23 protein-coding genes are annotated in these 25136 nt (G+C 71.2%); 8 read left to right on the forward strand and 15 right to left on the reverse strand.

Features of this window, described 5'->3' with window-relative positions; translation table 11 throughout:
* Window positions 1-7 precede the first annotated feature (7 nt).
* Together AC1RGU_RS27510 and AC1RGU_RS27515 are read left to right on the forward strand one after the other, a co-directional pair.
* Complete coding sequence (locus tag AC1RGU_RS27510) at window positions 8-454, forward strand: PaaI family thioesterase (RefSeq protein WP_492699396.1); 447 nt, start codon at window positions 8-10, stop codon at window positions 452-454.
* Entirely contained in the window at window positions 451-1596 is a 1146-nt protein-coding gene (locus AC1RGU_RS27515) for a CaiB/BaiF CoA transferase family protein (protein ID WP_095950285.1), read from the forward strand. The genes AC1RGU_RS27510 and AC1RGU_RS27515 overlap by 4 nt, the downstream gene beginning before the upstream one ends.
* Before the next feature lie 12 nt (window positions 1597-1608).
* On the opposite strand, the gene AC1RGU_RS27520 is transcribed toward AC1RGU_RS27515, so the two are convergent.
* From AC1RGU_RS27520 to AC1RGU_RS27565, 10 genes are all read right to left on the reverse strand, one after another.
* The gene (locus AC1RGU_RS27520) at window positions 1609-2607 is read right to left on the reverse strand and encodes a Bug family tripartite tricarboxylate transporter substrate binding protein (RefSeq protein WP_492699399.1); all 999 of its coding nucleotides are present in this window, start codon (window positions 2605-2607) and stop codon (window positions 1609-1611) included.
* The gene (locus AC1RGU_RS27525) at window positions 2604-3818 is read right to left on the reverse strand and encodes a VWA domain-containing protein (RefSeq protein WP_062482648.1); all 1215 of its coding nucleotides are present in this window, start codon (window positions 3816-3818) and stop codon (window positions 2604-2606) included. Before AC1RGU_RS27525 ends, AC1RGU_RS27520 begins: the two co-directional genes overlap by 4 nt.
* Complete coding sequence (locus AC1RGU_RS27530) at window positions 3815-6163, reverse strand: DUF5682 family protein (RefSeq protein WP_492699401.1); 2349 nt, start codon at window positions 6161-6163, stop codon at window positions 3815-3817. The genes AC1RGU_RS27525 and AC1RGU_RS27530 overlap by 4 nt, the downstream gene beginning before the upstream one ends.
* A 13-nt stretch (window positions 6164-6176) precedes the next feature.
* Window positions 6177-7256 (reverse strand): AAA family ATPase, encoded by a 1080-nt coding sequence (locus tag AC1RGU_RS27535; RefSeq protein ID WP_062482644.1) that lies wholly within the window; start codon window positions 7254-7256, stop codon window positions 6177-6179.
* On the reverse strand, window positions 7253-8815 hold the full coding sequence (locus AC1RGU_RS27540; protein WP_492699403.1) for a DUF5691 domain-containing protein: 1563 nt from the start codon (window positions 8813-8815) through the stop codon (window positions 7253-7255). Before AC1RGU_RS27540 ends, AC1RGU_RS27535 begins: the two co-directional genes overlap by 4 nt.
* Window positions 8812-10158 (reverse strand): SWIM zinc finger family protein, encoded by a 1347-nt coding sequence (locus AC1RGU_RS27545; RefSeq protein ID WP_492699405.1) that lies wholly within the window; start codon window positions 10156-10158, stop codon window positions 8812-8814. Before AC1RGU_RS27545 ends, AC1RGU_RS27540 begins: the two co-directional genes overlap by 4 nt.
* Window positions 10159-10216: 58 nt before the next feature.
* Window positions 10217-10771 (reverse strand): hypothetical protein, encoded by a 555-nt coding sequence (locus AC1RGU_RS27550; protein ID WP_492699407.1) that lies wholly within the window; start codon window positions 10769-10771, stop codon window positions 10217-10219.
* Window positions 10768-12804, reverse strand: a complete 2037-nt coding sequence (gene htpG / locus AC1RGU_RS27555) for a molecular chaperone HtpG (RefSeq protein WP_447747818.1) — start codon at window positions 12802-12804, stop codon at window positions 10768-10770. The genes AC1RGU_RS27550 and htpG overlap by 4 nt, the downstream gene beginning before the upstream one ends.
* Window positions 12805-12962: 158 nt before the next feature.
* On the reverse strand, window positions 12963-14012 hold the full coding sequence (locus AC1RGU_RS27560) for an ABC transporter substrate-binding protein (protein WP_492699409.1): 1050 nt from the start codon (window positions 14010-14012) through the stop codon (window positions 12963-12965).
* Between the two features lie 67 nt (window positions 14013-14079).
* Window positions 14080-14988 (reverse strand): LysR substrate-binding domain-containing protein, encoded by a 909-nt coding sequence (locus AC1RGU_RS27565; protein ID WP_492699411.1) that lies wholly within the window; start codon window positions 14986-14988, stop codon window positions 14080-14082.
* Window positions 14989-15089: 101 nt separating this feature from the next.
* Between AC1RGU_RS27565 and AC1RGU_RS27570 the strand changes: the two genes are divergently transcribed.
* Both AC1RGU_RS27570 and aqpZ read left to right on the forward strand, forming a co-directional pair.
* Window positions 15090-16103: a zinc-dependent alcohol dehydrogenase family protein gene (locus tag AC1RGU_RS27570; protein ID WP_492699413.1), complete on the forward strand. Its 1014-nt coding sequence runs from the start codon at window positions 15090-15092 to the stop codon at window positions 16101-16103.
* A 188-nt stretch (window positions 16104-16291) separates the two neighbouring features.
* Window positions 16292-16996, forward strand: coding sequence for an aquaporin Z (aqpZ, locus tag AC1RGU_RS27575; RefSeq protein ID WP_095747097.1), 705 nt, complete (start codon window positions 16292-16294; stop codon window positions 16994-16996).
* A gap of 22 nt (window positions 16997-17018) precedes the next feature.
* Here aqpZ and AC1RGU_RS27580 read toward each other — a convergent pair whose 3' ends face one another.
* The 5 genes from AC1RGU_RS27580 to AC1RGU_RS27600 form a co-directional block, all read right to left on the reverse strand.
* Entirely contained in the window at window positions 17019-17357 is a 339-nt protein-coding gene (locus tag AC1RGU_RS27580; protein ID WP_492699415.1) for a hypothetical protein, read from the reverse strand.
* Between the two features lie 142 nt (window positions 17358-17499).
* On the reverse strand, window positions 17500-18861 hold the full coding sequence (locus AC1RGU_RS27585; protein ID WP_492699417.1) for a sensor histidine kinase: 1362 nt from the start codon (window positions 18859-18861) through the stop codon (window positions 17500-17502).
* Window positions 18858-19514, reverse strand: coding sequence for a response regulator (locus AC1RGU_RS27590; protein WP_062480678.1), 657 nt, complete (start codon window positions 19512-19514; stop codon window positions 18858-18860). The genes AC1RGU_RS27585 and AC1RGU_RS27590 overlap by 4 nt, the downstream gene beginning before the upstream one ends.
* A 98-nt stretch (window positions 19515-19612) precedes the next feature.
* Window positions 19613-20722 (reverse strand): winged helix DNA-binding domain-containing protein, encoded by a 1110-nt coding sequence (locus AC1RGU_RS27595; RefSeq protein ID WP_492699419.1) that lies wholly within the window; start codon window positions 20720-20722, stop codon window positions 19613-19615.
* Between the two features lie 10 nt (window positions 20723-20732).
* Entirely contained in the window at window positions 20733-21557 is an 825-nt protein-coding gene (locus AC1RGU_RS27600) for a pseudouridine synthase (protein ID WP_159274784.1), read from the reverse strand.
* Between the two features lie 164 nt (window positions 21558-21721).
* Between AC1RGU_RS27600 and AC1RGU_RS27605 the strand changes: the two genes are divergently transcribed.
* The 4 genes from AC1RGU_RS27605 to AC1RGU_RS27620 all read left to right on the forward strand — a co-directional run bounded on the left by AC1RGU_RS27605 (window position 21722) and on the right by AC1RGU_RS27620 (window position 25117).
* The gene (locus AC1RGU_RS27605; protein WP_492699421.1) at window positions 21722-22864 is read left to right on the forward strand and encodes an MGDG synthase family glycosyltransferase; all 1143 of its coding nucleotides are present in this window, start codon (window positions 21722-21724) and stop codon (window positions 22862-22864) included.
* A complete protein-coding gene (locus AC1RGU_RS27610) occupies window positions 22861-23361 on the forward strand; it encodes a hypothetical protein (protein WP_159274786.1) in 501 nt (166 codons plus the stop codon). The genes AC1RGU_RS27605 and AC1RGU_RS27610 overlap by 4 nt, the downstream gene beginning before the upstream one ends.
* Window positions 23358-23897, forward strand: coding sequence for a dual specificity protein phosphatase family protein (locus AC1RGU_RS27615; RefSeq protein WP_159274787.1), 540 nt, complete (start codon window positions 23358-23360; stop codon window positions 23895-23897). The genes AC1RGU_RS27610 and AC1RGU_RS27615 overlap by 4 nt, the downstream gene beginning before the upstream one ends.
* Window positions 23898-23986: 89 nt before the next feature.
* On the forward strand, window positions 23987-25117 hold the full coding sequence (locus AC1RGU_RS27620) for a zinc-binding dehydrogenase (RefSeq protein ID WP_492699424.1): 1131 nt from the start codon (window positions 23987-23989) through the stop codon (window positions 25115-25117).
* Window positions 25118-25136 lie beyond the last annotated feature (19 nt).

The following is a 25136-nucleotide window of genomic DNA, read 5'->3' on the forward strand; positions in this document are numbered from 1 at the left end:
GCGCCGCATGCAGGACCCCGCTTTCACCAACGAGCCCGCCGGCGTGCTGTTCGGCCTGCCCATGCCGATGGCGCGCGCCTTCGCGCTGCGCGGCGAGGCCATCGGCGACGAGCGCGCGCGCGTGCGCATGCCCTACAGCGCCGACCACACCAACAGCCGCGGCGACGTGCACGGCGGCGCGATCGCCGTGCTGTTCGACTGCGCGCTCTCCAGTGCCGTGCGCTCGCACGCGCCCACGGCCTTCGGCGTGGTCACCGTCGACATCACGGTGCACTACACAGCGCCGTGCGCCGGCGACGTGATCGCCACCGCCGTGTGCGAGCGGCGCGGTCGCGCGATGTGCTTCGCGCGCGGCGAGGCGCGCAACGCCGACGGCGAGCTGCTCGCGCTGGCCACCGGCACCTTCAAGCTGGTGCCGCGCACCGCTCCCTCTTCTTCCGAGTCCACCCCATGACCACCGCCCCTTCTTCGACCGGCGCCCTCGCGGGCATCCGCGTGCTCGACATCTCGCGCATCCTCGGCGGCCCCTACTGCGGCCAGATCCTCGGCGACCACGGCGCCGACGTGCTCAAGGTCGAGCCGCCGCAGGGCGACGACACGCGCACCTGGGGCCCACCCTTCAAGGAGGGTGTGGCCTCGTACTACCACGGGCTGAACCGCAACAAGCGCGTGCAGCACCTGGACTTCTCGACCGAGGAAGGCCGCGAGGCGCTGCTGGCGCTGGTGGCCGAGGCCGACGTGCTGATCGAGAACTTCAAGACCGGCACGATGGAGCGCTGGGGCATCGGCTACGAGACGCTGTCGCAGCGCTTTCCGCGCCTGGTGTGGTGCCGCGTGTCGGGCTTCGGCGCCGACGGCCCGCTGGGCGCGCTGCCGGGCTACGACGCTGCCGTGCAGGCCATGACCGGCATCATGAGCATCAACGGCGAGGCCGACGGCGGCCCGCTGCGCGTGGGCCTGCCGGTGGTCGACATGGTGACGGGGCTCAACGCGGTGATCGGCGTGCTGCTCGCGCTGCAGGAGCGCCAGCGCAGCGGACGCGGCCAGTTCGTGGAGGCGGCGCTGTACGACAGCGGCCTCTCGCTGCTGCACCCGCACGCCGCCAACTGGTTCATGGACGGCACGGCGCCGCGCCGCACCGGCAACGCGCACCCCAACATCTACCCCTACGACGCACTGGCCACAGGCACCGACCCGATCTTCGTGGCCGTGGGCAACGACCGCCAGTTCGCGAGCTTCTGCCGCTGCATCGGCCTGCCCGCGCTGGCCGACGACCCGCTGTACCGCACCGCCGGCGCGCGCTCGGTGAACCGCGACGGCCTCAAGCAGCAGCTCGAAGCCGCGCTCGCCGCCTTCGACGGCCGCACGCTGGTCGACCAGCTGATGGCCGCCGGCGTGCCCGCCGCGCCGGTGCTGCCGGTGGCGGCCGCGCTGCAGCACCCGCACACGCTGCACCGCGAGATGGTGGTGGAAATGGAAGGCGGCTACCGCGGCATCGGCGCGCCCGTGAAGCTCAGCCGCACGCCGGCCAGCTACCGCCATGCGCCGCTGACGCCGGGCGACGCGTTCCTGCCCAACGACGACGCGGCGCGCTGACCTGTCGCGCGCTCAGTCGAGCGAGAGCTTGAGCGCGCGGATCAGCGGATGCCAGCGCGCCGACTCGCGCGCCAGCAGGGTCTCGAACTCGGCCGGCGTGCCGCCCACCGGCTCGACGCCGGCCTCGGCGAGGCGGCGCTGCACCGCCGGGTTGTGCAGCGCGCTGGCCACCGCACGCTGCAGCCGCGCCACCACCTCGGGCGGCGTGCCCGCGGGCGCCACGAGGCCGTGGAAGATCGCGGCCTCGACCTTCGGCAGGCCCAGCTCCGCGAAGGTCGGCACGCCCGGCCATTGCGCCAGGCGCGCGGGGTTCGCCACCGCCAGCACGCGCAGCCGGCCGCCCTGGATGAAGCGGCGCGCCGTGGCGAGCTCGCCCATCGCGAACGGCAACTGGCCGCCCGCCACCTCGACCAGCGCCGGCCCGGCGCTGCGGTACGGCACGTGCACCATCTCCAGCCCGGCCTCGCGCGCGAGCAGCGCCATCGCGAGGTGCTGCGCGCTGCCGTTGCCGGCCGACGCAAAACTGAAGCGGCCCGGAAAGGCGCGCGCGTCCTCGATGAAGGCACGTGCGTCGCGCACGCCGCTGGCCGGGCCGACCAGCAGCACCATCGGCAGCCGCACCAGCTGCGTGACCGGCGTGAAATCGCGCGACGGGCTGTAGCTCAGGCTGCGGTACAGCGCGGGGTTGAACACCCACATGCCGTTGTCGGCCGACAGCACGGTGTGGCCGTCGGCCGGTGCGCGCGCGGCCTCGAGGGCGGCGAGCGCGGTGTTGCCGCCGGGGCGGTTCTCGATCTGCACCGGTTGGCCCGTGTCGATGGTGAGCTGGGCGCCGATGGCGCGCGCGACGACGTCGGCGATCGCGCCCGTCGGGAAGGGCACGATCCAGCGGATCGGCCGCGCGGTGTCGTCGGGCTGCTGCGCCCAGGCCGTGCCGGCCACCAGACCCACCAGACCCAGCGACGCGGCCAGCCGCCGTCGCTTCAGGTCGGGCAGGCGGCGCTGCGTCACGGGGCGGCCCGGCTGGTCTTCAGGCCCTGCCCCGCGGCCCAGGTCGACACGTCCTCGCGCTTGATGGCCGCGGCCATGAGGCCGGGGAACGCATCGGGCGTGCACGCGAACGAGGGCACGCCCAGCGCCGCGAGCTTGGCGGCCAGGTCGCGGTCGTACGAGGGCGCGCCTTCGTCGCTGAGCGCCAGCAGCGCGATGAACTGCACGCCGGCCTCCACCAGCTGGTGGGCGCGGCGCAGCAGGCCGTCTTCCACGCCGCCTTCGTACAGGTCGGAGATGAGGATGAGGATGGTGTTGCGTGGCTCGCGCACCAGCGTCTGGCAGTAGCCCACGGCGCCGTTGATGTCGGTGCCGCCGCCCAGCTGCACGCCGAACAGCAGGTCGACCGGGTCCTGCAGCTGCTCGGTCATGTCGACCACGGCGGTGTCGAACACCACCAGCTTGGTCGACACCGCCGGCAGGCTCGCCATCACCGCGCCGAAGATGCTCGAATAGACCACCGACGCGGCCATGGAGCCGCTCTGGTCGATGCACAAGATCACTTCGCGCTGCGGCTGGCGCGCCTTGCGGCCGTAGCCCACCAGCGTCTGCGGCACCACCGTGCGGTACTCGGGCTGCCAGTGGCGCAGGTTGGCGCGGATGGTGCGGTGCCAGTCGATCTCCGAATGGCGCGGGCGGCGGTTGCGCTGGCTGCGGTTGAGCGCGCCGCTCACGGCGCTGCGCATCGGCTCCTCCAGCTTCTTCATGAGCTCGTCGACCACCTTGCGCACCACGGCGCGCGCCGTGTCCTTGGTGCCGGCCGGGATCACGCTCGCCAGCGCCACGAGGTTGGCCACCAGGTGCACGTCGGGCTGCGCGTTCTCGAGCATCTCGGGCTGCAGCAGCATCTGGCGCAGGTTCAGGCGCTCCATCGCGTCGCGCTGCATCACCTGCACCACCTGGCTCGGAAAGTACTTGCGGATGTCGCCGAGCCAGCGCGCCACGCTGGGCGCCGAATCGCCGCGGCCGCCGCGCTGCCCGCCCTGGCCCAGGCCGCGCCGGCCGTCGGCTTCGTAGAGCGCGGCCAGCGCCTGGTCGATCTCGCGCACGCGGCCTTCGATGGCGCCGCAGCTGGCGTTGGCTTCGCTGCCGAGCACGAGGCGCCAGCGCTGCAGGCGGTCGGTGGGCGGCAGGGTTTCTTCTTCGTCGATGGGTGTTGGATTCGCGCTCATGCCTTCACTCCCAGCAGTTCCCGCAGCAGCGGCAGCGCGAGCACCGCGCGTGATTCGTCCCAGTCGGTGGCGGCCACGGCGGACGGCAGCGTGCCGCCGACCGCACCGCGCTTGGCGCGCTCGCCGAGCGCGCGCCGGTCGGCGCCCGAGAAGTCCGCGAAGCTGCGCCGCACCAGCGGCAGCACCTGCACGAAGTGCGCCTCGCCGAGCCCCGCGAGCCAGCCGTCGACCAGCGACCACACGGCATCGTCGTGCAGCAGCACCATCGCGTTGCGGTTGAGAAAGCCTTCGAGCCAGGCCGCCGCATCGGTCGGCGGCGCGCCGGCCGAGAGGTTGCGCGCGAGTTGCTGCGAAGCGCCGTCGCTGTCGATCTGCGCGTCGTCGAGCAGCAGCCGACAGCTCACGCCGCGCAGCAGCGGCGCGCCGGTTTCGCCGAAGGCGATGGATCGCAATGCGTTGCGCCAGGCGGTGGTCGTTTCTTCGCCGTCGCGCAGGCGCACCGCGTCGTGCGCGCCGATGAGGCGGGTGCGCAGCGACTCGGCGGCTTCGGCGTCGAGCGCGCCGCAGGCGATCGGCAGGCCGATGGCGCCGCGCACGATGAGGCTGTCGAGCACGTGCGAGAGCAGCGCGCTGTCGGTCTGGCGCACGCTGCCGTAGCGGAACACGTTGGCCAGCGGCGGCACGGCGCCGATGAGCTGCACGGCGTCGCCGGTGAGCGCGGCGCGGTCTTCGAGCGCGCGGGTCACGGCCTGCACGGCCACGGGCAGGTCGGCCAGCAGCACGGTGTCGACCTGCTCGGCCAGTGCGGTGAGCGAGGTCTCGGCCGCGAGCCCTTCCATCACGCGCGCGCTGGCGGCATGCGCCACGGTGGCGCCGAAGCGGCTGGCCTCGATGACGCGCAGCGCGAACTCGGGCTGCCACTGCAGCTGCCACACCTCGTGGAAGGTGCCGCGGCTCGCGCGCTGGCCGGCGGTGACCTCGCCCCACGGCAGGTCGAGCAGGCGCAGGCGGTGCAGCAGGTGGCTGCGTGCCAGGTCGTTGGGCTGGCGCAGGTCGAGGTCGAGCGTCTTCGCGGTGGCCTCGGGCTTCAGGCGCAGGCTCTTCTGCGCCTGTTCGAGGTCGCGCTGCAGCGGCACGGTGGGCACGTCGGCCGGCACCTGGCCCATGCGGTCGCCGACCGTGAGGCGCTCGCGGATGAGCGTGAGCGGCGCCTGCTCGCCCATGCAGATCACGCTGCGCACGGCCTCGTCGAGCTCGGGCAGACCGGGCGCGGGGCGCTCGCGCAGCGCGGCCAGCGTGTCGGCCAGGCGCGTGGCCTCGATCAGGTGGGCGGAGGAGCAGTCGAGGTCGTGCTCGCGCAGCAGGCGCGCGACGCGGGCGAGCCAGCCGGTGCTGCGCCCCGCCACCTCGTGCCCCTGCTGCCACAGGTGTTCGTACCAGCCCGGCGAATCGATGCCCGCGCCGTAGCCGCTGGCGCTCGTGAGGTGCCGGTACGTCCACGGCACCCAGGTCGCGAGCACCTTGAGCTTGGGCAGGCCCTTGAGCAGCGCGGCATCGGCCTTGGCGGTGGCCGCGCCCTGCAGCGCGGGCACGTGCCAGGCACCGCAGACGACGGCGATGCGCTGGTGGCCGGCCTTGACGGCCTCGCGGATCGATTGCCGCATGAAGGCTTCGCGCCGCTGCTCGCGTTCCATCGCGCGCACGCCGCGCCGGTCTTCGGGCGTTTCGGCGCGCACGGCGGTCATGGCTTCGGCGATGGCGCCGAACAGGTCTTCGCCGTCGCCGCGCTCCTCGACCATGTGGTTCCACCAGCTCTCGCCATCGGCATAGCCGGCGGCGTGGGCGAGCCAGTCGAAGGGGTCGTCGGGCAGCGTGTGCGCCGCTTGTTCTTCCTCGGGGGCTTCGACCGTTTCGGCGACGGGCACCGTGTCGGTCTCGTCATCGCCGAGCGGTGTTTCTTCAGGCTCTGCGGCCTTGGCCTCATCGGCCGCGCGCGCAGCCTGCTCGATCGCCATGCGGTGCGCCTGCGGCAGGTCGATGAAGCGCGTGGGCACGCCGCGCGCGGCGCCCCACTGCAGCGCCTGCCATTCGGGCGAGAAGGTGGCGAAAGGATAGAACGCGGCCAGGCCGGTGTCCTCGCTCGCGTGGATCAGCACCGCCACCGGCGGTTGCAGGTCGGCATGCGCCAGGAAGGACAGCAGCGGTTCGGCCTCGGGCGGGCCCTCGACGAGGATGCAGTCGGGCTGCAGCGACTCGAAGGCGCGCAGCAGGCTGCGCGCACAGCCGGGGCCGTGGTGGCGGATGCCGAAGTAGTGCAGCGGCGAAGGCGCCGCGCTCGTGCTCATGCGCCGGCTCGCGTCAGAGTTGTTCGCGGCAGGCGCGGTACAGGTCCTTCCAGTCGGCCCGCTCCTTCACCACGGTCTCCAGGTATTCCTTCCACACCACCTGGTCCTGCACCGGGTCCTTGATGACCGCGCCGATCAGGCCCGAGGCCACGTCGGCCGAGCGCAGCACGCCGTCGCCGAAGTGGCCGGCCAGCGCCATGCCGCTGTTGATGACCGAGATGGCTTCGGCGGTCGAGAGCGTCGACGTGGGCGACTTGATGCGCGTCTTGCCGTCTTCGGTCTGGCCGTTGCGCAGCTCGCGGAAGATCTGCACCACGCGGCGCACTTCCTGCAGCGCGGGCGGCTCGGCCGGCAGCGCGAGCGCGCGGCCCAGTTCACCGACGCGCTTGACGACGATCTGCACTTCCTCGGCCTCGCTCGACGGCACGGGCAGCACCACGGTGTTGAAGCGGCGCTTGAGCGCGCTCGACAGTTCGTTCACGCCCTTGTCGCGGTTGTTGGCGGTGGCAATGACCGAGAAGCCGCGCGTGGCCTGCACCTCGGTGCCGAGCTCGGGCACGGGCAGGGTCTTTTCCGACAGCACGGTGATCAGCGAGTCCTGCACGTCGGCCGGGATGCGCGTGAGTTCTTCGACGCGCGCGATCTTGCCCAGGCGCATGGCGTGCACCAGCGGGCTCGGCACCAGCGCCTTTTCCGAAGGGCCATGGGCCAGCAGCTCGGCATAGTTCCAGCCGTAGCGCAGCTGTTCTTCGCTGGTGCCGGCGGTGCCCTGGATCAGCATCGTCGAGTCACCGCTCACGGCCGCGGCCAGGTGCTCCGACACCCACGACTTGGCGGTGCCCGGCACGCCGTACAGCAGCAGCGCGCGGTCGGTGGCGAGCGTGGACACGGCGATTTCCATCAGGCGCGAATTGCCGATGTACTTGGGGCTGACCTCGAAGCCGTTGGCCAGCTTGCCGCCCATCAGGTAGGTGAGCACGGCCCAGGGCGAGAGCTTCCAGTTGGCCGGGCGCTGGCGGTCGTCGACCTTCTGGAGCGCTTCGAGTTCTTCGGCGAATTGCTGTTCGGCATGCTGGCGCAGGACATTGCTCATGGACGGCCTTGGGAAGAGGTTGAAAGTGAGGAAGAGGAAGAAGACAAGGGAAGGGTCGCGACCAGCCGGCGCGCACGCACGATGCGCGCGGTGTCGGCCAGTGCGTTGGCGAGGCCGGGGCTTTCCTCGGCCGCGCGCGGCAGGTCGGCCAGCAGCGCCAGTGCATCGAGGTGCAGCAGCGCGGCGGCAGTGCCGAGCACCTGGCGCAGCACGTAGTCGTTGACGAGGTCGCCGCGCTCGACGCGCATGCGCAGCGCCTGTGCGATGCGCTGCGACAGCGCGGCCGACGGCGTGTCACCGGGTGCGCAGGCCTGGTCGGCAAAGGCAACGACGTCCTGCACGCCCTGACCGGCATCGCCGAGCTGCGTCGCCCAGTGGCGCTCGCGGCGCTCGCGCGGCAGCAGCGCCAGCAGCGGGCCCACGCCGCCGCGGTGGGCACGCGGGCGGTCGAGCAGCGCATCGCACCAGTCGAAATCGGGCGCGGCCAGCACGGCCTCGTTCCAGCCGCGCAGCAGCGCGTCGTGCCAGTCGCCCTTGGCGGCCCAGTCGAGCAATGCGGCGGGTGTCAGGCCGGTGCGCGCGGTCCACCAGGAAAGCGGCATCTGGCGCACGAGCTGGTAGAGCCACCAGGCGCGCTCGCCGAGGCTGTCGTGCGTGGGGCGCGCGGCGTCGATGGCGTCGTCCTTCCAGCGCGGGTCGGCGGCCTCGGGGGCGTTGAGTTGCCACGTCGCGCCTTGCGACGACAGCAGCGGCGCAAGGAAGGCTTCGACGCGCCGCACGTGCGCGCTGGCCGGCAGGCGCTGCAGCAGCTCGACCACGGTCTGGCGCACGTCGCGCGCACGGTCTTTCAGCTGGGCTTCGAGCAGCGCTTCGTCGTCGGGGCCGAGGTTTTCGGCCAGTGCGCCAAGCAGCACGGCGCGTTCCTTGGCGGGCAGCTGCGGCAGCTCGGCGGCGAGGCGTTCGCGCGCGCCGGCCGGGTCATCGCGGCGTTGCTCGGCCAGCACGGCGCGGCGCTGGTCGATGCTGCCTTCGTCCCAGCGGGTCTGCGAGTCGGCCTGCGCGCTGGCGCCGACGGCGTAGCGCCAGTCGTCGTTGCGCGCGGCCAGCCAGCGCCCGCGCTCGCCGAGTGCGAGCACCACGGCGGGCCGCAATGCGGTGTCGCGGCGGCCGGCATCGAGCGCGGCGGGCAGCAGGCTCGGTGGCAGGCGCCAGCCGGCGGTGGCGAGCATGGCCAGCACCTCGTGCTGCAGGCGCTGCGGACCGCTGGCAAGTGCGTCGGCGATCACGGCGAGCAAGGCGGGGTCGCCGAGCGCGGGGCAGGTGTCGTTGGCGGCGGGCGGTGCGTCATCGGCCGGCAGGCCCGGTGCGACGAAGCCCGCGCGGCGGCCGACGGCCACGGCGCCCGCGACGCGCAGCAACACGCCCTGCGCGGTGTCGGTGGGTTGTTGCAGCGCCTGGAGCAGCGCGCCGAAATCGCCGGCCATGCCGTCGGCGGCCGGCACGGGTTGGCGTGCGGTGCCGACGAGGGCCGTCTGCAGCAAGGTGTTCCAGTGGCTCATGCGCGTGCTCCACTCAAGGTCCAGACGGGTGCTCCACCCTCAGCCGCCCACGCGGTGAGCGGCGCGAACTGCTCGCCGTCCCATTCGCCGAAGACGCGCAGCGGCGCGCCGCCCGAATGCGCCAGCAGCTGCCAGGCTTCCGCCGCGGCCAGCTGCATCGGCAGCGCTTGCGACGCGGCGCCCAGGCGCAGCCACCACTGGTCGCCGTGCCGCGCGGGCACGGCATCGGCCCACACCAGCGGCAACAGCGGCTGCCACGGGTTGGCCGCGATCTGCTGGGCCATGCGTTGCCATTCACCGGCTTCGTCGGAGGCGGCGACCGGCGCGGCGGTCGCCGCGGCCTCGGCCGGCAGTTCGGCCACCACCGCGCGTTGCGAGGCGTGGCCGGGATAGAAGCACAGCACGGCCGCGCGTTCGCTGCCGCTGACCCAGCCGGTCTCGAAGCCGCGTCCGCCGTGCGAGTAGTCGAGCAGCAGCGCGCGGCGTCCGCTCGCGCGGCCCTGCAGCCACACATGGCGTTCGACCAGCTTGGTGTCGCGCTCGTCCAGGCACTGGCCCAGCACGAGCCAGTGGTCGCTCACGCGTTCGCCGTCGGCCAGCAGCGCCTCGCGGTCCTGCGGCCAGCCGAGCGCGGCGCGCAGGTCGGCGCGCGTGGCGGGCGACAGGCTGTCGCGGCGCGGCACCGCATCGACGATCAGTTGCAGCCGGCCCAGCCGGTCGAGCAGCCGCGCGGGCCAGCCTTCGCCGGCGCCGATCAGCTCGGCCGCCTGCGTGATGCGCTGGCCGAGCCCCGGCGCCTGCGCGTCGACCATGCGCGCGGCCATGGCGGCCCAGCCCTCGGCCTGCTCGCTGCCGAGCGCGGCCAGGCCGCGTTGGGTCTGGTCGTCGAGCCAGCGCGCGAGCTCCTGCACGCCGGCCTCGATGCGCTTCCAGCGCTGCGCGTCGCGCTTGGCGGCGGCAGCAGGATCGGGCGCGGCAGCGGGTTCGGCGGCGCGGGCTTCTTTCTTCTCGGCCTTGTCGCGGCGCGAGGCGAGCCAGTCGGCCACCCAGGGCGGCGGCGCGCCGGCGGTGAAGCTGGCTTCGCTCTGCGCGCGCAGCAGCATCAGCGCCAGGCCGTGCTTGCAGGGGAATTTGCGGCTCGGGCAGGAGCAGCGGAACACCGGGCCCGACAGGTCGACCTGCGTCTGGTACGGCTTGCTGCCGCTGCCCTGGCATTCGCCCCAGACGGCGTCGTCGGAATGCGCGAGCGTGGGCCACTTGGCGGGCGCGAGCAGGCCTTTGGCGGCCTTCGCGGAGGCGTCGTCCGGCGCGAGCGCGAGGACGGCTTCGGTACTGAGACTCATGGAAAGGGCAGCCTCGCGCCGGGCCGCGGCGCGGTCAGGGGTGGGAGGGGCGCGACCATCAGGGCGCGATGGGGTTGCCGGGCGTGCCTGCTTCGCCGGCCGCGACGGCGGTGGTCGCGGCAGGCGCGCGGTAGGACACGCGGGCCGCCGGCACGGGTGCGGCGGCGATCGGTGGCGACGGCGACATGGGCCGCGTGACGCCGGCCTTGGTGACGCTGACAGGCGCGGTGGCCGTTGCCGAAGCAGGCACCACCACGCCAGGCGTCGCCTGCCCAGGCGCTGCGGGCGCCGTCTCGTACGGGTTGTGCAGCACCACGCTCTTGCCGACGCCTACGCCGGTACCGATCGGGCCGACACCAACGCCCACGCCGACGCTGGCCGAGCCAGTGACGGCGCCGTTGTCGTGCAGCGCCACGCCCGCGCCGAGCGGGCCCCAGCCGGTGTTCAGGCCGACGGAGAAATTGCCGTCCTTCGTGGCACCGAGCCCGAGCGAGAGCCCGGGCACCAGCGGAATGCCGATGTGATAGTGCGAACAGCCGCCCACCAGAAGCAACAGCAGCAGCGCCGAGGTGGCAGCCGCTGCGCGACGAACGATGCGCGGCCGGGCGTTCACACCAGCAGCGCGTTGACGCGCCTCACGTAGGCAGCCGGGTCGGCCGGCAGGCCGCCTTCGGCCAGCAGGGCCTGGTCGAACAGGATGTTCGCGAGGTCGTCGAAATGCGCGGAGCCTTCGAGCTTCTTCACCAGCGGGTGCTCGGCGTTGACTTCGAGCACGGGCTTGAGGTCGGGCGCGGGCTGGCCGGCCTGCTTGAGCATGCGCGCGAGCTGCGTGCTCATGCCGCCGTCTTCCACCACGAGGCAGGCGGGCGAGTCGACCAGGCGCGTGGTCACGCGCACGTCTTCGGCCTTGTCCTTGAGCGCTTCCTTCAGCTTCTCGAGCAGCGGCTTGAACGACTCGGCGGCTTCCTCGGCGGCCTTCTTCTCGGCCTCGTCCTGCAGCTTGCCCAGGTCGACCGCGCCCTTGGCCACGCTCTGCAGCGGCGTGCCGTCGAACTCGTTCAGGTAGTTCAGCGCCCATTCGTCGACACGGTCGGTCATGAGCAGCACCTCGATGCCCTTCTTCTTGAAGACTTCGAGCTGCGGGCTGTTCTTGGCGGCAGCGAGGTTGTCGGCCGTGATGTAGTAGATGGCGTCCTGGCCTTCCTTCATGCGCGCCTTGTAGTCGGCGAAGCTCACGCTCGCGACGTCGCTCGTGGTGGAGGCAAAGCGCAGCAGCTTGGCGATGCGGTCGCGGTTGCCCATGTCCTCGCCCAGGCCTTCCTTCAGCACTGCGCCGAACTCGGCGTAGAACTTGGCGAACTTGCCCGATTCGTCGGCGGCTGCGGCGGCCGTTTCAGCGGCGGTGGGCGTGTTCTTGTCGACCACGTCGGTCACGCCTTCGGTCGGCTCGGGGGCCGGCACCGATTCGCCCGAACCCACATCGGTCTTGCCTTCGTTGCTGTCGGGCGCGGTCTTCTGCTTCTTCGCGAGGTCTTCGAGCATCGACAGCACGCGCTTGGTGCTGCCTTCGCGGATGGCCTTCACGTCGCGGCTTTCCTGCAGCAGCTCGCGGCTCACGTTCAGCGGCAGGTCGGCCGAGTCGATCACGCCCTTCACGAAGCGCAGGTAGTTGGGCAGCAGCGCCTCGGCGTCGTCCATGATGAAGACGCGCTTGACGTACAGCTTGACGCCCGCGCTCTTGTCGCGGTTCCACAGGTCGAACGGAGCCTTGGACGGGATGTACAGCAGCTGCGTGTACTCGGTGCTGCCTTCGACGCGGTTGTGGCTCCAGGCCAGCGGCGCCTCGAAGTCGTGGCTGATGCTCTTGTAGAACTCTTCGTACTGCTCGGCGGTGATGTCCTTCTTGGGGCGGCTCCACAGGGCGTTGGCCTTGTTCACCGTTTCCCACTCGCCGGTCTTCACCATGTCGCCGGGCTGGTCGTTCTCGCCGTCTTTCCACTCTTCCTTTTCCATCAGGATGGGCAGGGAGATGTGGTCGGAGTACTTGCCGACGATCTGCTTGAGCTTCCAGGCGTTGAGGTATTCGTCGGCGTCGTCGCGCAGGTGCAGCGTGATGCTGGTGCCGCGCGCGGCGCGCGTGATGTCGGCCACCTCGAAGTCGCCGGCGCCGCCGCTCACCCAGCGCACGCCCTGGTCGGCGGGCAGGCCCGCGCGGCGCGACTCGACCGTGATCTTGTCGGCCACGATGAAGCCCGAATAGAAGCCCACGCCGAACTGGCCGATGAGCTGCGCGTCGGCCTTCTGGTCACCGCTCAGGCGGCTCATGAAGTCTTTGGTACCACTCTTGGCGATGGTGCCCAGGTTGTCGATGGCTTCCTGGCGCGACAGGCCGATGCCCTTGTCGGTGATGGTGAGGGTGCGCGCGGCCTTGTCGAAGGTCAGGCGCACGTCCAGGTCGGGCTGGTCTTCGTACAGCGCGGGGTGGTCGAGCGCCTCGAAGCGCAGCTTGTCGCACGCGTCGGACGCGTTCGAGATCAGCTCGCGCAGGAAGATTTCCTTGTTGGAGTACAGCGCATGCGTGACGAGGTGCAGCAGTTGCGCGACTTCAGCCTGGAACGGGAGTTTGGTATTGGAGGAATCAGCCATGGGAAAGAAAGGGATCGAAGCCAAAAAATTCTAAGGCGAGCCGCCCATGGTGGGCGGCGGCCTTGCCAACTTTATGAACTGGGGTTGTCGCGCCAAAAAACAACGAGCGCAAGGCCGCGCGAACTTTGTCACACGGGTGTCGGCTACGCGCCGCGCTTTCAGCGAGGTTGGGATTCGACTTCGCGCGTCCAGCGGTCGATGAGCCGCTTGCGCTCGGCCGCCTTGCCGTACTTCTCGAAGTCGTACTTGATGAGCTTCACGCTCTCCATCGACGGAATGCGCGGATCGGGCTTGAAGGTCTTGTTGGCCGGCGACTGCAGGCTGCCGGCCTTGGCGCCGATGGACTGGCCCGCGGGGCTCATGAGCCAGTCGTAGTAGCGCTTGGCGTTCTCCTTGTTGCGCGCGCCCTTCACGAGCGCGATGCCGCCGATCTCGAAGCCCGTGCCCTCGCAGGGCGCGGCGGTCTTCACCGGAAATTTGTCGTGCCGCCAGCGCTCGAAGCCGAAGATGAAGCTCACGCCGATCGCCACCTCGCCCTTGGCCACGTTGGGCGCCTGGGCCTGGCCGCTGCGCGTGTAGCTGGTGACGTTCTTGTGCAGCTTCTTCAGGTAGTCGAACGCGGGCTCCTCGCCCATCTGCTGCACCAGGCCCGCGATGACGGTGTAGGCCGTGCCGCTGGTGGCGGGGTGCGAGATTTCGATCTCGCCCTTGTATTCGGGCTTGATGAGGTCGGCCCAGCACTTGGGTTCGGCGAGCTTCTTTTTCTTCAGCAGGTCGGTGTTGAAGCCGAAGCCCATCGCGCTCGTGTAGAAGCCGCCCACCATGTTCTGCGACATGGCGTACTGGCGCACCGACCAGTCGTGCAGGTCGTTGATGTAGGCCGGGCGGTAGGGCTCGAGCAGGCCCTGCTCGGCGGCCTGCAGGAAGGGGTCGCCGGTGCCGCCCCACCAGAGGTCGGTCTTGGGGTTGGCGGCTTCGGCGCGCAGCTGCGCACCGATTTCACCGGTGCCCTTGTGGGCCTGCTGCACCTTGATGCCAGTCTCGCGCGTGAAGGCCGTGGCGGCCGCCTCGCACCAGCCCGCGTCGGTGCTGCACAGCGCGTTGACGGTGCCCTGCGCGGCGGCCTGCGACGCCCCGAGCAGGAGCGCCGTGCCCAGGCAGGCGGTGGCAAGGGCACGCACGGTGTGCCGGGGAGCGAATGAAGGCATGAGCAGGTCTCCTCGTTGTTCGACGTTGTATGACAGCGCAGGATAGCGCCGGCTTGGGTGCTTGAGGTCAGCGCGCCGCCAGCAGCGGCGGCAGATGCGCCACCAGCCAGTCGATCACCACGCGCGTCTTCAGCGGCAGGTAGCGGCTCGGCGTGCGGATCACGTGCAGCGGAAAACCGAAAGGCTCGGGCTCGTCGAACACGCGCACCAGCGTGCCGGCCGCGAGCGCGTCGGCCGCCAGCCAGGCCGGCAACCGCGCCAGGCCCATGCCGCCGATGGCGGCCTCCAGCAGCACCTCGGCGCTGTCGCAGCGCAGCCGCGAGGGCAGCGCGGCCTCCACCTCCGCGTCGCCTTCGCGAAAACGCCAGGGCGAGACCTGCCCGTCGCGGGCGTAGTACACGGCCTCGTGCGGCGCGACCAGCGCGTGCAGGTCGCGCGGATGGCCACGCTCGGCCAGGTACGCGGGCGCGGCGCACAGCAACATCCACTGCACGCCGACCGGCCGCGCCACGAGCCCCGCGCTGTCGTCGAGTTCGCCGCTGCGGATGGCCAGGTCGAGCCCCTCTTCCACGAGGTCGACGCGCCGGTCGTTGAAGGCCAGCTCCAGCGACAGCTGCGGATGCTGGCGCGCCAATGCCAGCAGCAGCGGCCCGACCTTGAGCCGCCCCAGCATCGCCGGCATGCTCAGGCGCACGAGGCCGGCGGCCGTGTGGCGCGCGGCGTCGGTCAGCGCCTCGGCCGCCTCCAGCTCGGCCAGCGCACGGCGGCAGCGCTCGTAGTAGCCGTGCCCTTCCTCGGTGAGGCTCTGGCTGCGCGTGGTGCGCAAGAAAAGACGCGTGTCCAGCCGCGCCTCGAGCCGCGCGATGCTCTTGGCGACGGCCGAACGGGTGACGTGCAGGCGCTGCGCGGCGAGCGCGAAGCTGCCCGCCTCCACCGCTGCGACGAACTCCTCGATGCCTTGAAGGCGTTGGCTCATTGGATACTTTCAAGCACCATTCTTCGGAAAATTATCCACCACCGGATCGTTTTCATCGTCAATAGCATCGAGGCCGATCTTTTCCGATGGAGCCTTTTCCGATGCAAGAACCCGACGTGCTGCGCCGCTGGCAGCTTCCCCGACTGGGCCGCGCCCACCTCGCACAGGCCGAAGCGCCGATGCCCTCGCCGGGCGAGGGCCAGATCCTCGTGCGCGTGGGCGCAGTGGCGCTCAACTACCGCGACCTGCTCATGGTGCACGACGGCATGGGCATGGCGCTCGAGCTGCCCTTCACGCCCGGCTCGGACATGGCGGGCACCGTGGTGGCCGTGGGCCCCGGCGTGCGCCGCTTCGCCGTGGGCGACCGTGTGATCAACACCTTCTGGGGCGGCTGGACCGACAGCCACTGGCACGCCGACACCACGCTGCTCGGCGGCCCCGGGCCGGGCATGCTGGCCTCGCATGTGTGCATCGATGCGAACTGGGCCGTGGCCGCGCCGGCCACGCTGAGCCTCGAGGAAGCGAGCACGCTGCCGTGCGCCGGCCTCACGGCGTGGTTCGCGCTGGTGGAGACCGGCGCCCTGCGCGCGGGCGAGACGGTGCTGGTCCACGGCACCGGCGGTGTCGCGCTGTTCGGCCTGCAGCTCGCGCGGCTGCACGGCGCGCAGGCCATCGTGGTGACGGGCAGCGCCGACAAGCAGGCCGCGGCGCGCGCGCTCGGCGCCACGCATGTTCTGGCGCGCGACAGCGACTGGCCCGCCGAGGTGCGCCGGCTCACGCACGGCCGCGGCGCCGACCAGGTGCTCGAGCTCTCCAGCGGCCCCGACCTCGACCGCTCGCTGCAGGCCGTGAAGCAGGGCGGGCGCGTGTCGATCATCGGCATGCTCGGCGGCGACACGCTGAGCGCGTCGTTCTACGCGATGGTGCTCGGCCGCGTGACGGTGCAGGGTATCGGCGTCGGCCACCGGCGTGCGCTCGAAGAGCTGGTGCGCGCGGTCGATGCGAACGCGCTCAAGCCGGTGATCGCCGCGCGCTACGGCTTCGACGCACTGCCCGCCGCGCTCGACCACCTGGAACGCGGCGCGTTCGGCAAGGTCGTCGTGACGATGGCATGACGGCGATGTGACGCGGCCCCGCCCTCGCCCGACCATTTGCAAATGCTGCAGGGCACAAATCCACAGCATTCGTGAACAGTTGCCGCTAAGCGCGCCGGTTTGCTCGACGCCTCCAATTCCCGTTCCTAGAATGCGGCCCGCGTTCGGCTCCCGCCGTGCGTGCTTTCTCAACTTCAGGATGGAGCGTTATGGAACACAGTACCTACAAAAAGTGGTCTGCAGAATTCATTGGTACTTTCTGGCTCACGCTCGGAGGCTGCGGAAGCGCAGTTCTGGCCGCGGCCTTTCCGGGCGTCGGCATCGGCCTGCTCGGCGTCTCGCTGGCCTTCGGTTTGACCGTGGTCACGGGCGCCTATGCGCTCGGTCCGATCTCGGGCGGCCACTTCAACCCGGCCGTGTCGATCGGCCTCGCAGCCGCGGGCCGCTTCAAGGCCGGGCAGCTGCCGGGCTACATCGTGTCGCAGGTGCTGGGCGCCATCGCCGCAGCCGGCGTGCTGTACCTGATCGCCACCGGCAAGCCGGGCGCGGACATCGGCGGCTTTGCCACCAACGGCTACGGCGAGCACTCGCCCGGCAAGTACGGCATGACGGCCGCGCTCATCAGCGAAGTGGTGATGACCGCCGTGTTCCTGATCGTGATCCTGGGTGCCACCGCCAAGCGCGCGGCCGCAGGCTTCGCGGGCATGGCCATCGGCCTGTGCCTGACGCTGATCCACCTGGTGTCGATCCCCGTGACCAACACCTCGGTGAACCCGGCGCGCAGCACCGGCCCGGCGCTGTTCGGCCCGTCGTATGCGGTGTCGGAACTGTGGCTGTTCTGGGTCGCCCCGATCGTGGGCGCGATCATCGGCGCGGTGATCTACCGCGCACTGCTCAGCAGCAACGACGACTGAGCTTTCCGCAGCGGAGGCTAGCTCAGCTTCCGCTGCCCGACTTCACCATCGGCAGTGAAGTCGATTGCCCGATGGGCTCGGTGCCCGTCGGGTGCGATGCCGCATAGGCGCCGGCCTGGATGTCGGACACCGGGGTCATCCCGTTGATCGCCGGCGCCGACGTCGACTGCCCGATGGGCTCCGTGCCGCTCGGACGTGCCGCCGCCATCGCGCCGGCCTGCACCTCCGGGTTCTCCGGCGAATTCAACTGCAGCGGGTGGAAGTCCGAACCGTCGGTGGTTTCGGCGGAGGCGTTGACCGTGCCCAGGGCCGCGAACGCGGCGAAGGAAGCAACGGCGAGAAGCTTGAACGAAGTGCGCATGGTGTGTTCTCCTGAGGGCAGGTTGTCTCCGGTCCGGTGCCGTCGCGCGGACCGCGCGCAGCAGGACCTGCAGCCACTCTAGGCAGCCTGACTGAGGCCAGCGTGAGCGAAGAATGAGCCGGGAGTGAGCACCACGCGATGACTACGTCGGCAGCACCACCCGCGCCCTCAGCCCCGGCCCGTCGTCCCTGTTGCGCAGCTCGATGCGCAGGCCATGCCGCTCGGCCGCCGTGCGCGCGATCGCCAGGCCCAGCCCGCTGCCGCCCGCCGCCGCGCCCGGCACGCGAAAGAAGCGGTCGAACACGCGCTCCAGTTCGGCCGGCGGAATGCCCGGCCCGTTGTCGAGCACGTCGACCACCGCCTGCCCATCGACGCGGTGCAGCCGCACATCGACCACCCCGCCTTCGGGCGCGTAGCGCAGCGCGTTGTCGATGAGGTTGTCGAACACGCTGCGCAGTTCGGACGCGGGCGCAGTCACCACCGCACCGGTCAGGCCCTCGAAGCCCACGTCGATGCGCCGCGCATCGGCCAACACCATGCGCTGGCCCAGGCTTTCGCGCAGCAGCGCCTCGATGTCGACCCGCTCACCCGGCGCATCCGAGGGCGGTGCGTCCTGCCGCGACAGCTGCAGCAGCTGCTCGATGAGATGCTGCGCGCGCGTCACGCCGGCCTCGAGCTGGATGAAGCGCTCGGTGGCCTCGCCGGCCGGCACGTGCGCGCGCAGGTTCTCGATCTGCAGGCCGATGGCGGCCATCGGCGTGCGCAGCTCGTGCGCCGCGTCCTGCACGAAGCGCCGCTGCGTGGCGAAGGCGCTGCGCACGCGCGACAGCAGGTGGTTGAAGGCGCCCACCAGCGGCGTGATCTCGTCGGGCACGCGCGCCAGCGACAGCTCGGTGGGGCGGCGCTCGTCCTGCGAGGCCACGTCGCGCGCCACGCCGCGCAGCGAGCGCGAGGCAGCCGACACGATGAGCCACAGCACCAGCAGCGCCGCCGGCAGCAGCAGCGCGATCGGCAGGCCCTCGAGCAGGGCCCGGCGCAGCGCGCGGCGATGGCGGTAGTCCTCGTTCTGCAGCACCTGCACGCGCGGCGCGTCGGCATGCGGCGCGGGCTCGGCCGTGAACACGCGCCAGCGCGAATGCGCGGGCCCTTCGGCGTGCACGTCGCTGAAGCCGCTGCCCGGTTGCAGCGGCACCGACAGCGCGGGCCACGAGCTCGCGCGCAAGGTGGCGCCGTCGGCGCTCCAGATCTGCACCACGAAGGCGCCGCGCGAGAAGGCCGCCTCGCCGTCCATCGCGCGCGGGGTCTTGGGCGGGTCGTTGCCCGCGTACGACTCGGCCACCAGCCGCATCTGGTCGTCGAGTGCGTTGTGCACGAGGTTGCCGTAGGCCAGGAAAGAGAACCATGCCGTAAGCACCGCCGCCACCACATGCAGCGTGACCAGCCACAGCAGCAGCTGGGTGCGCAGCGAACGCGGTCGCCACCAGCGGCGGGCCGCATCGGTCATGCAGCCACTCGCCAGCCCAGACCGCGCACGTTGCGGATCGCGTCGGCGCCGAGCTTGCGGCGCATGCCGTGGATCAGCACGTCGATGGCGTTGCTGGTCACTTCGTCGCCCCAGCCGTAGATGCGGTTTTCGAGCTGCTCGCGCGAGAGGATGGCGCCGGGCCGCTCCAGCAACGCATGCAGCAATGCGAACTCGCGCGCGGTGAGCGCCTCGCGCACGCCGTTCACCGCCACCTCGCGCGTCGTGAGGTCCAGCTGCAGCGCGGCGGTGCCGATCAGCGAATGCGCGGCGCCGTCGCGGCGGCGCACCACGGCGCGCATGCGCGCGAGCAGCTCGCGGAACTCGAAGGGCTTGAGCAGGTAGTCGTCGGCGCCCAGGTCCAGGCTGTGGATGCGGTCGTCCAGCCCGTCGCGCGCGGTGAGCACCAGCACGGGCGTGGCGTCGCCGCGTTCGCGCGCGCGGCGCAGCACCTCGGTGCCGTCCTGGCGGGGCAGGCCCAGGTCGAGCAGCACGCAGGTGTAGCCGCCGTCGCCGAGCGCGCTGTGCGCCAGCTCGCCGTCGCGCACCCAGTCGGCCGACCAGCCCGCGCCCTCGAGCGCCTGCTTCAGGCTGCGCCCGATCATTTCGTCGTCTTCCACCAGCAGCACGCGCATCGCGGCGACTCCTTTGCGCGCAAGGTAGCACGCGACCGGAATGATCGTCTGGGGCCCTGCGCCTCGGCGCAGCGTAGACGCGAAGACTTAGGCGGGGCTTAGGGCCGCAGGACGCGGACGGCGTGCCGCTCGGCGTCGTAGTCCGTGGCAAAGGCCAGCAGGCGCAGCGCCTCTTCTTCCACGCCACGCCGGTCGGCCGCCGACCAGCGCGTGAAGGGTTCCAGCACCACGGTTGCTGTGCGCGTCGCGCGCTCGATCTTCCATGTGCCCGCCACGAAGCCGTCGAGCAGCACCGTGCCGCGCACGATGCCGTTGATGGTGAAGACGCGGGCGCGGTGCGCCTCGTCGAGCACGCGGCGGCGGTCGGCGTGCGAGAGCAGCAGGTTGTCCCATTCGGCGACCAGGCGCGGCGGCGCGGGCGTGTCGGGGTCGGGGCGCGGCGCGCGCGGCAGGTCGAAAAGCTCCTGGCCCTCGTCGCCGGTGAACACGCGCAGCTGCGGCCTCAGCCGTTCGGCCACGGCCTTCCAGCCCGTGAGGCCCGACCACGCGCCGGCATCGGCCAGTGTCGCGGGGCCGAAGGCGGCGAGGTAGCGCAGGAGCAGGTCGTCCTGCGTGGCGGTGGCGATCTCGGCGGTGGCGTCGCCCAGCCAGTCACCGAGCGGCTGCAGCAGCGCGTTCTGGTGCGAGTTCCAGCTGCCCGCGGGCGGCAGGTGGACCAGCGGCACGTTGTTGCGGATGAGCGCGGCGAGCGAGACCGGCGCGTGGTCTTTCCAGCGCGCGGCCAAAGCCTGGCCGAGGGCGGTGCCGGTGAGCGGCCCGTCATCCAGCAGCGCACGGCCCGCCGTCACGACAGCCGCGCGGTCGACGCCTTCGAGGGCCCGCGCATGCAGGCCCGACAGGCCGCGCTGGTGCACGGGTTCGAGCAGCGGCCGCCAGGCCCACGCGTCCGCAGCGGTCATCAGGTGCAGGGTGGCGCGCAGCGTCGACATGCGCACGATGCGGCGGCTTTTCAGCGCGTCGGTCAGCTGCGCGCGATGAAAGCCTTCGAGCCGGCTCCACAGGCCGACGTAGGGCGGGTTGGGCGCCTGCGCCTGGAGGCCCGCCAGCTTCTCGATGGCCTGCACGACGCTCGCCTTGCGCCGCGCCAGCAGCATCTGCCGGGCCAGCGTGGCCCGGTTCAGCGCACGCCGGCTCAGCACCACGGCCATGGGCAGGTCGTCAGAATTTCTCGTGCGGCGCCAGGTAGCGCCACTGCCCCACCGGCAGGTTGCCGAGCATCACCTTGCCGATGCGCACGCGCTTCAGGCCCACCACCTTCAGGCCGACCAGCTCGCACATGCGGCGGATCTGGCGCTTCTTGCCTTCGGTGAGCACGAAGCGCAGCTGCTCGGGGTTCTGCCACTCGACGCGCGCCGGCTTGAGCGCCTGGCCGTCCAGGCTCAGGCCGTGCCGCAGCCGGGCCAGCATGGCGGGCGGAAACACCGCCTGCACGTTGGTGGTGACCGGGTCGTCGTCGTCCAGGCGCACCAGCTGGCCGGTGGGCGCGGGCTGGTCCAGGCCGTGGTAGGCCACGCGCACCAGGTATTCCTTGTCCATCGTCGAGTCTTCGCCGATGAGCTGGCGCGCGATGCGGCCGTCCTGCGTCATCACGAGCAGGCCGGTGGAGTCGATGTCCAGCCGCCCGCACGGCGCCAGGCCGCGCAGCTGCTGCGGGCCGAAGAAGAAGCGCGCGTTGTCTTCCGACCAGCGGTTCTGCGGCGTGAACAGCGTGACCGCCGGCTCGTGGCCGTCCTCGGCCTGCCCGCTCACGTAGCCGATGGGCTTGTTGATGAGGATCGTGACCTGGTTCGCCTGCTGCCCCTTGGCGGCCTTGTCGACCTCGATGCGGTCGTTGGGCGTGACCTTCACGCCCATCTCGGCGGGCTTGCCGTTGACCCGCACCCAGCCCTGCGCGATCCAGTCGTCCGCCTCGCGGCGCGAGCACAGGCCGAGTTCGGCCATGCGTTTGTTGAGGCGGATCGGGGCGGGAGCGGTGTCGGTCATGGGAGCAATGGTTGCGGCTGGCGGGTGGCGATGCACAGCCCGCGGGACGGGGCGTCCCGTGACATTTTCGCCGATGGCGGGCGCCGCGCCATGCCCGGGGCCGATGTGTCGCAATGCGTGGCGATAATGCGCGCCAATCGGCACGCCGCCGGCACCCCTACTGCATGACCCACCTCCTGATCCTCAGTGTGAGCGCCGGCAACGGCCATGTGCGCGCCGCCCAGGCGCTCGAAGCCACCCTTGCCCGGTCGTTCGCACCGCACACCGCAGTGCATGTCGACGCCATGGCCCATGTGCCGGCGGGCTTTCGCAAGGTGTACACCGACTGGTACCTGCAGCTGGTGAACCGCGCGCCCGAGCTGTGGTCGTACCTGCACCAGCGCACCGACGTCACGCCGCACCACGCGCCCTCGCAGCGGCTGCGCCGCGGCATCGAGCGCCTGAGCACCGGGGCGCTGGTGCGCGAGATCCGCCGCGCCAAGCCCGACGCCGTGATCTGCACCCACTTCCTGCCGGCCGAGCTGCTGATGCGCGAGCGCAACCGGGGCCGCATCGAATGCCCCGTGTGGCTGCAGATCACCGACTACGACCTGCACAACATGTGGCTGGTGCCAGGCATGACGGGCTACCTCGCGGCCACGGAAGAAGTCGCCTTCCGGCTGCGCGCGCGCGGCATTCCGCCCGAGCGCGTGCATGTCACGGGCATTCCAGTGATGCCGGCTTTTTCCGAGCCCGATGCGCCCGAGCTCGCGCACGCGGCCTGCGCGAGTGCGCTGGGCCTGGACCCTGCGCGCCCGGTGCTGCTGATGGCGTCGGGCGGTGCCGGCGTGGGCGACCTGCCGAGCATGGTGGAGCGCGTGCTGGCGCTGGGCGGCGACACGCCCTTCCAGGTCATCGCGGTGGCCGGCCGTAACGCCGAGGCCCATGCACGGCTGGAGGCGCTGTCGCAGCGCCATCCGGGCCGCGTGGTGGCCGTCGGCTTCACGAACGAGATGCACAAGATGATGGCCGCGGCCGACCTGGTCGTGACCAAGCCCGGCGGCCTCACGGTGTCCGAGTGCCTGGCGCTGGGCAAGCCGATGCTGCTGATCTCGCCGATTCCGGGGCAGGAAGAACACAACGCCGGCTTCCTCATGGAAGAAAGCGCCGCCTGGCTGGCCTACGACGCCATCGGCCTGGACTACAAGGTGGCGCGCCTCATGGCCGACCCCGCCAAGCTCGCGGCCATGGCCGCGCGCAGCCGCGCGCTGGGCAAGCCGCGGGCCGCGCGCGCGGTGCTGCAGCGCGTGCTGGGCCTGGGCGCATGAGCGGCGCAGCCGTGGAGCCGCGGCCCGGCATCGGCCGCACGCTGGTCTACCTCGCGTGGGTCGTGACGATGGCGTTCTTCTTCGCCAACGCCGAGATCCAGATCGAAGGCGGCGCCGGCTGGGCGACCTCGCTGCCCACCTGGCGCATCGAGAACAACATCTGGCTCGACCTGTTCTGGGGCGGCCGCGCGATGACGGGGTACCACGCCTGGGTGTTCACCTTCATGATGCTGGTGTTCTTCTCGCCGCTGGCCTTTCAGGGACGCTGGGCGCTGCGCGACTGGGGGCTGGCGCTCGCGGGGCTGATCGTGTTCTGGGTCTGCGAAGACTTCCTGTGGTTTCTCATCAACCCGGCCTTCGGCTTCGAGAACTTCAATCCCGTGAAGGCCTTCTGGCACAAGCACTGGCTGTGGGGCGCGCCGGTCGACTACTGGGGCGGGCTCGCGGTGGCGCTGCTGATCCTGGTGCGTCGCCACTGGCCGCGCCGCGCACGATGAAGCAAGACACCGCCGACCTGCGCCCCGGCCACTGGGCCGATCCGCTCGACGCCCTGCAGGTCGAGAACCTGCACCGCATCACGCCCACGCTGTACCGCAGCGCGCAGCCGCGGCGCGCCAACGTGGCGGCGCTGCAGTCGCTGGGCATCCGCACCGTCGTGAGCCTGCGCTCCTTCAACGACGACCGGAAGGTGTTTGCCGGCAGCGGCATCCGGCTGGTGCGCGTGCCGATCAACACCTGGTCGATCGACGACGCCAAGGTGCTGCGCGCGCTGGTCGCGATGCGCGAGGCCGAAAAGCAAGGGCCGGTGCTCATCCACTGCATGCACGGCGCCGACCGCACGGGCGTGGTGGCGGCCGTCTACCGCATGGCCGTGCAGGACTGGGACAAGGACAGCGCGCGTCAGGAGATGCTGCGCGGCGGCTATGGGTACCACACGCTGTGGCGCAACATCCCGCGCTACATCGAGCGGCTCGATCCGCTGCGGATGCGCCATGCGCTGGCCCATGCCCCGGTGATCCCCATGGTGTCTTGAAGGCGCCAGCAGGCGCGCGCACCCGCTCCTATACTGGCCGCCCCGTGGCCGATGGCCATCTCCGAACGACCTTTCACAGGGGCTTTCCCATGGCACTCCAACTGCGCTCCCTCGTCCGTTCCAACGGCGAACTCGAACTCTCCCTGCACGACGACCCGATCCCCGAACCGCAGGCCCACGAGGTGGTGATCCGCGTCGAGGCCTCGCCGATGAACCCGTCGGACCTGGGCCTGCTCTTCGGCGCCGCCGACATGAGCACCGCCGTGGCCTCCGGCACCGCCGATCGCCCCGTCGTCACCGCCACGGTGCCTGAACGCGCGCGCGCCTCGATGGCGGCGCGGCTCGGCCAGTCGATGCCGGTGGGCAACGAAGGTGCGGGCGTGGTGGTCAAGGCAGGCTCGTCGCCGGCCGCGCAGGCGCTGCTGGGCAAGACCGTGGCGGCCATCGGCGGTGCGATGTACTCGCAGTCCCGCGCGGTGCCCGTGGCGATGTGCCTCGAGCTGCCGGCGGGCACCACGCCGGCCGAGGGCGCGTCGTGCTTCGTGAACCCGCTGACCTCGCTGGGCATGGTCGAGACCATGAAGCGCGAAGGCCACAAGGCGCTGGTGCACACGGCGGCCGCGTCCAACCTGGGCCAGATGCTCAACAAGATCTGCCAGAAGGACGGCATCGACCTCGTCAACATCGTGCGCAAGCCCGAGCAGGAAGCGCTGCTGCGCGGCATCGGCGCGAAGTACGTGTGCAATGCCAGCTCGCCGGACTTCCTCGAGCAGCTGACCGACGCGCTGGTCGCCACCGGCGCCACACTGGCCTTCGACGCCACGGGCGGCGGCAAGCTGGCCGGCCAGATCCTCGGCTGCATGGAGGCGGCACTGAACCGCACGGCCAAGGAATACAGCCGCTACGGCTCGACCACGCACAAGCAGGTCTACATCTACGGTGGCCTGGACCGCAGCCCGACCGAGTTCGTGCGCAACTTCGGCATGGCCTGGGGCATGGGCGGCTGGCTGCTGTTTCCGTTCCTGCAGAAGCTGGGCGATGAAGGCACGCAGCGGCTGCGTTCGCGCGTGATCGCGGAACTGAAGACGACGTTTGCCAGCCACTACACGCGGGAGGTGTCGCTGGTCGAGGCGCTGCAGCTGGATGCGATCGGGGTGTATGGGAAGCAGGCGACGGGGGAGAAATTCCTGCTGAATCCGAACAAGGGGCTGGCGGGCTGACACCTGCCTGGGCGCAAGA

It is taken from the genome of Variovorax sp. GW823-FHT02B07, from assembly GCF_058797695.1.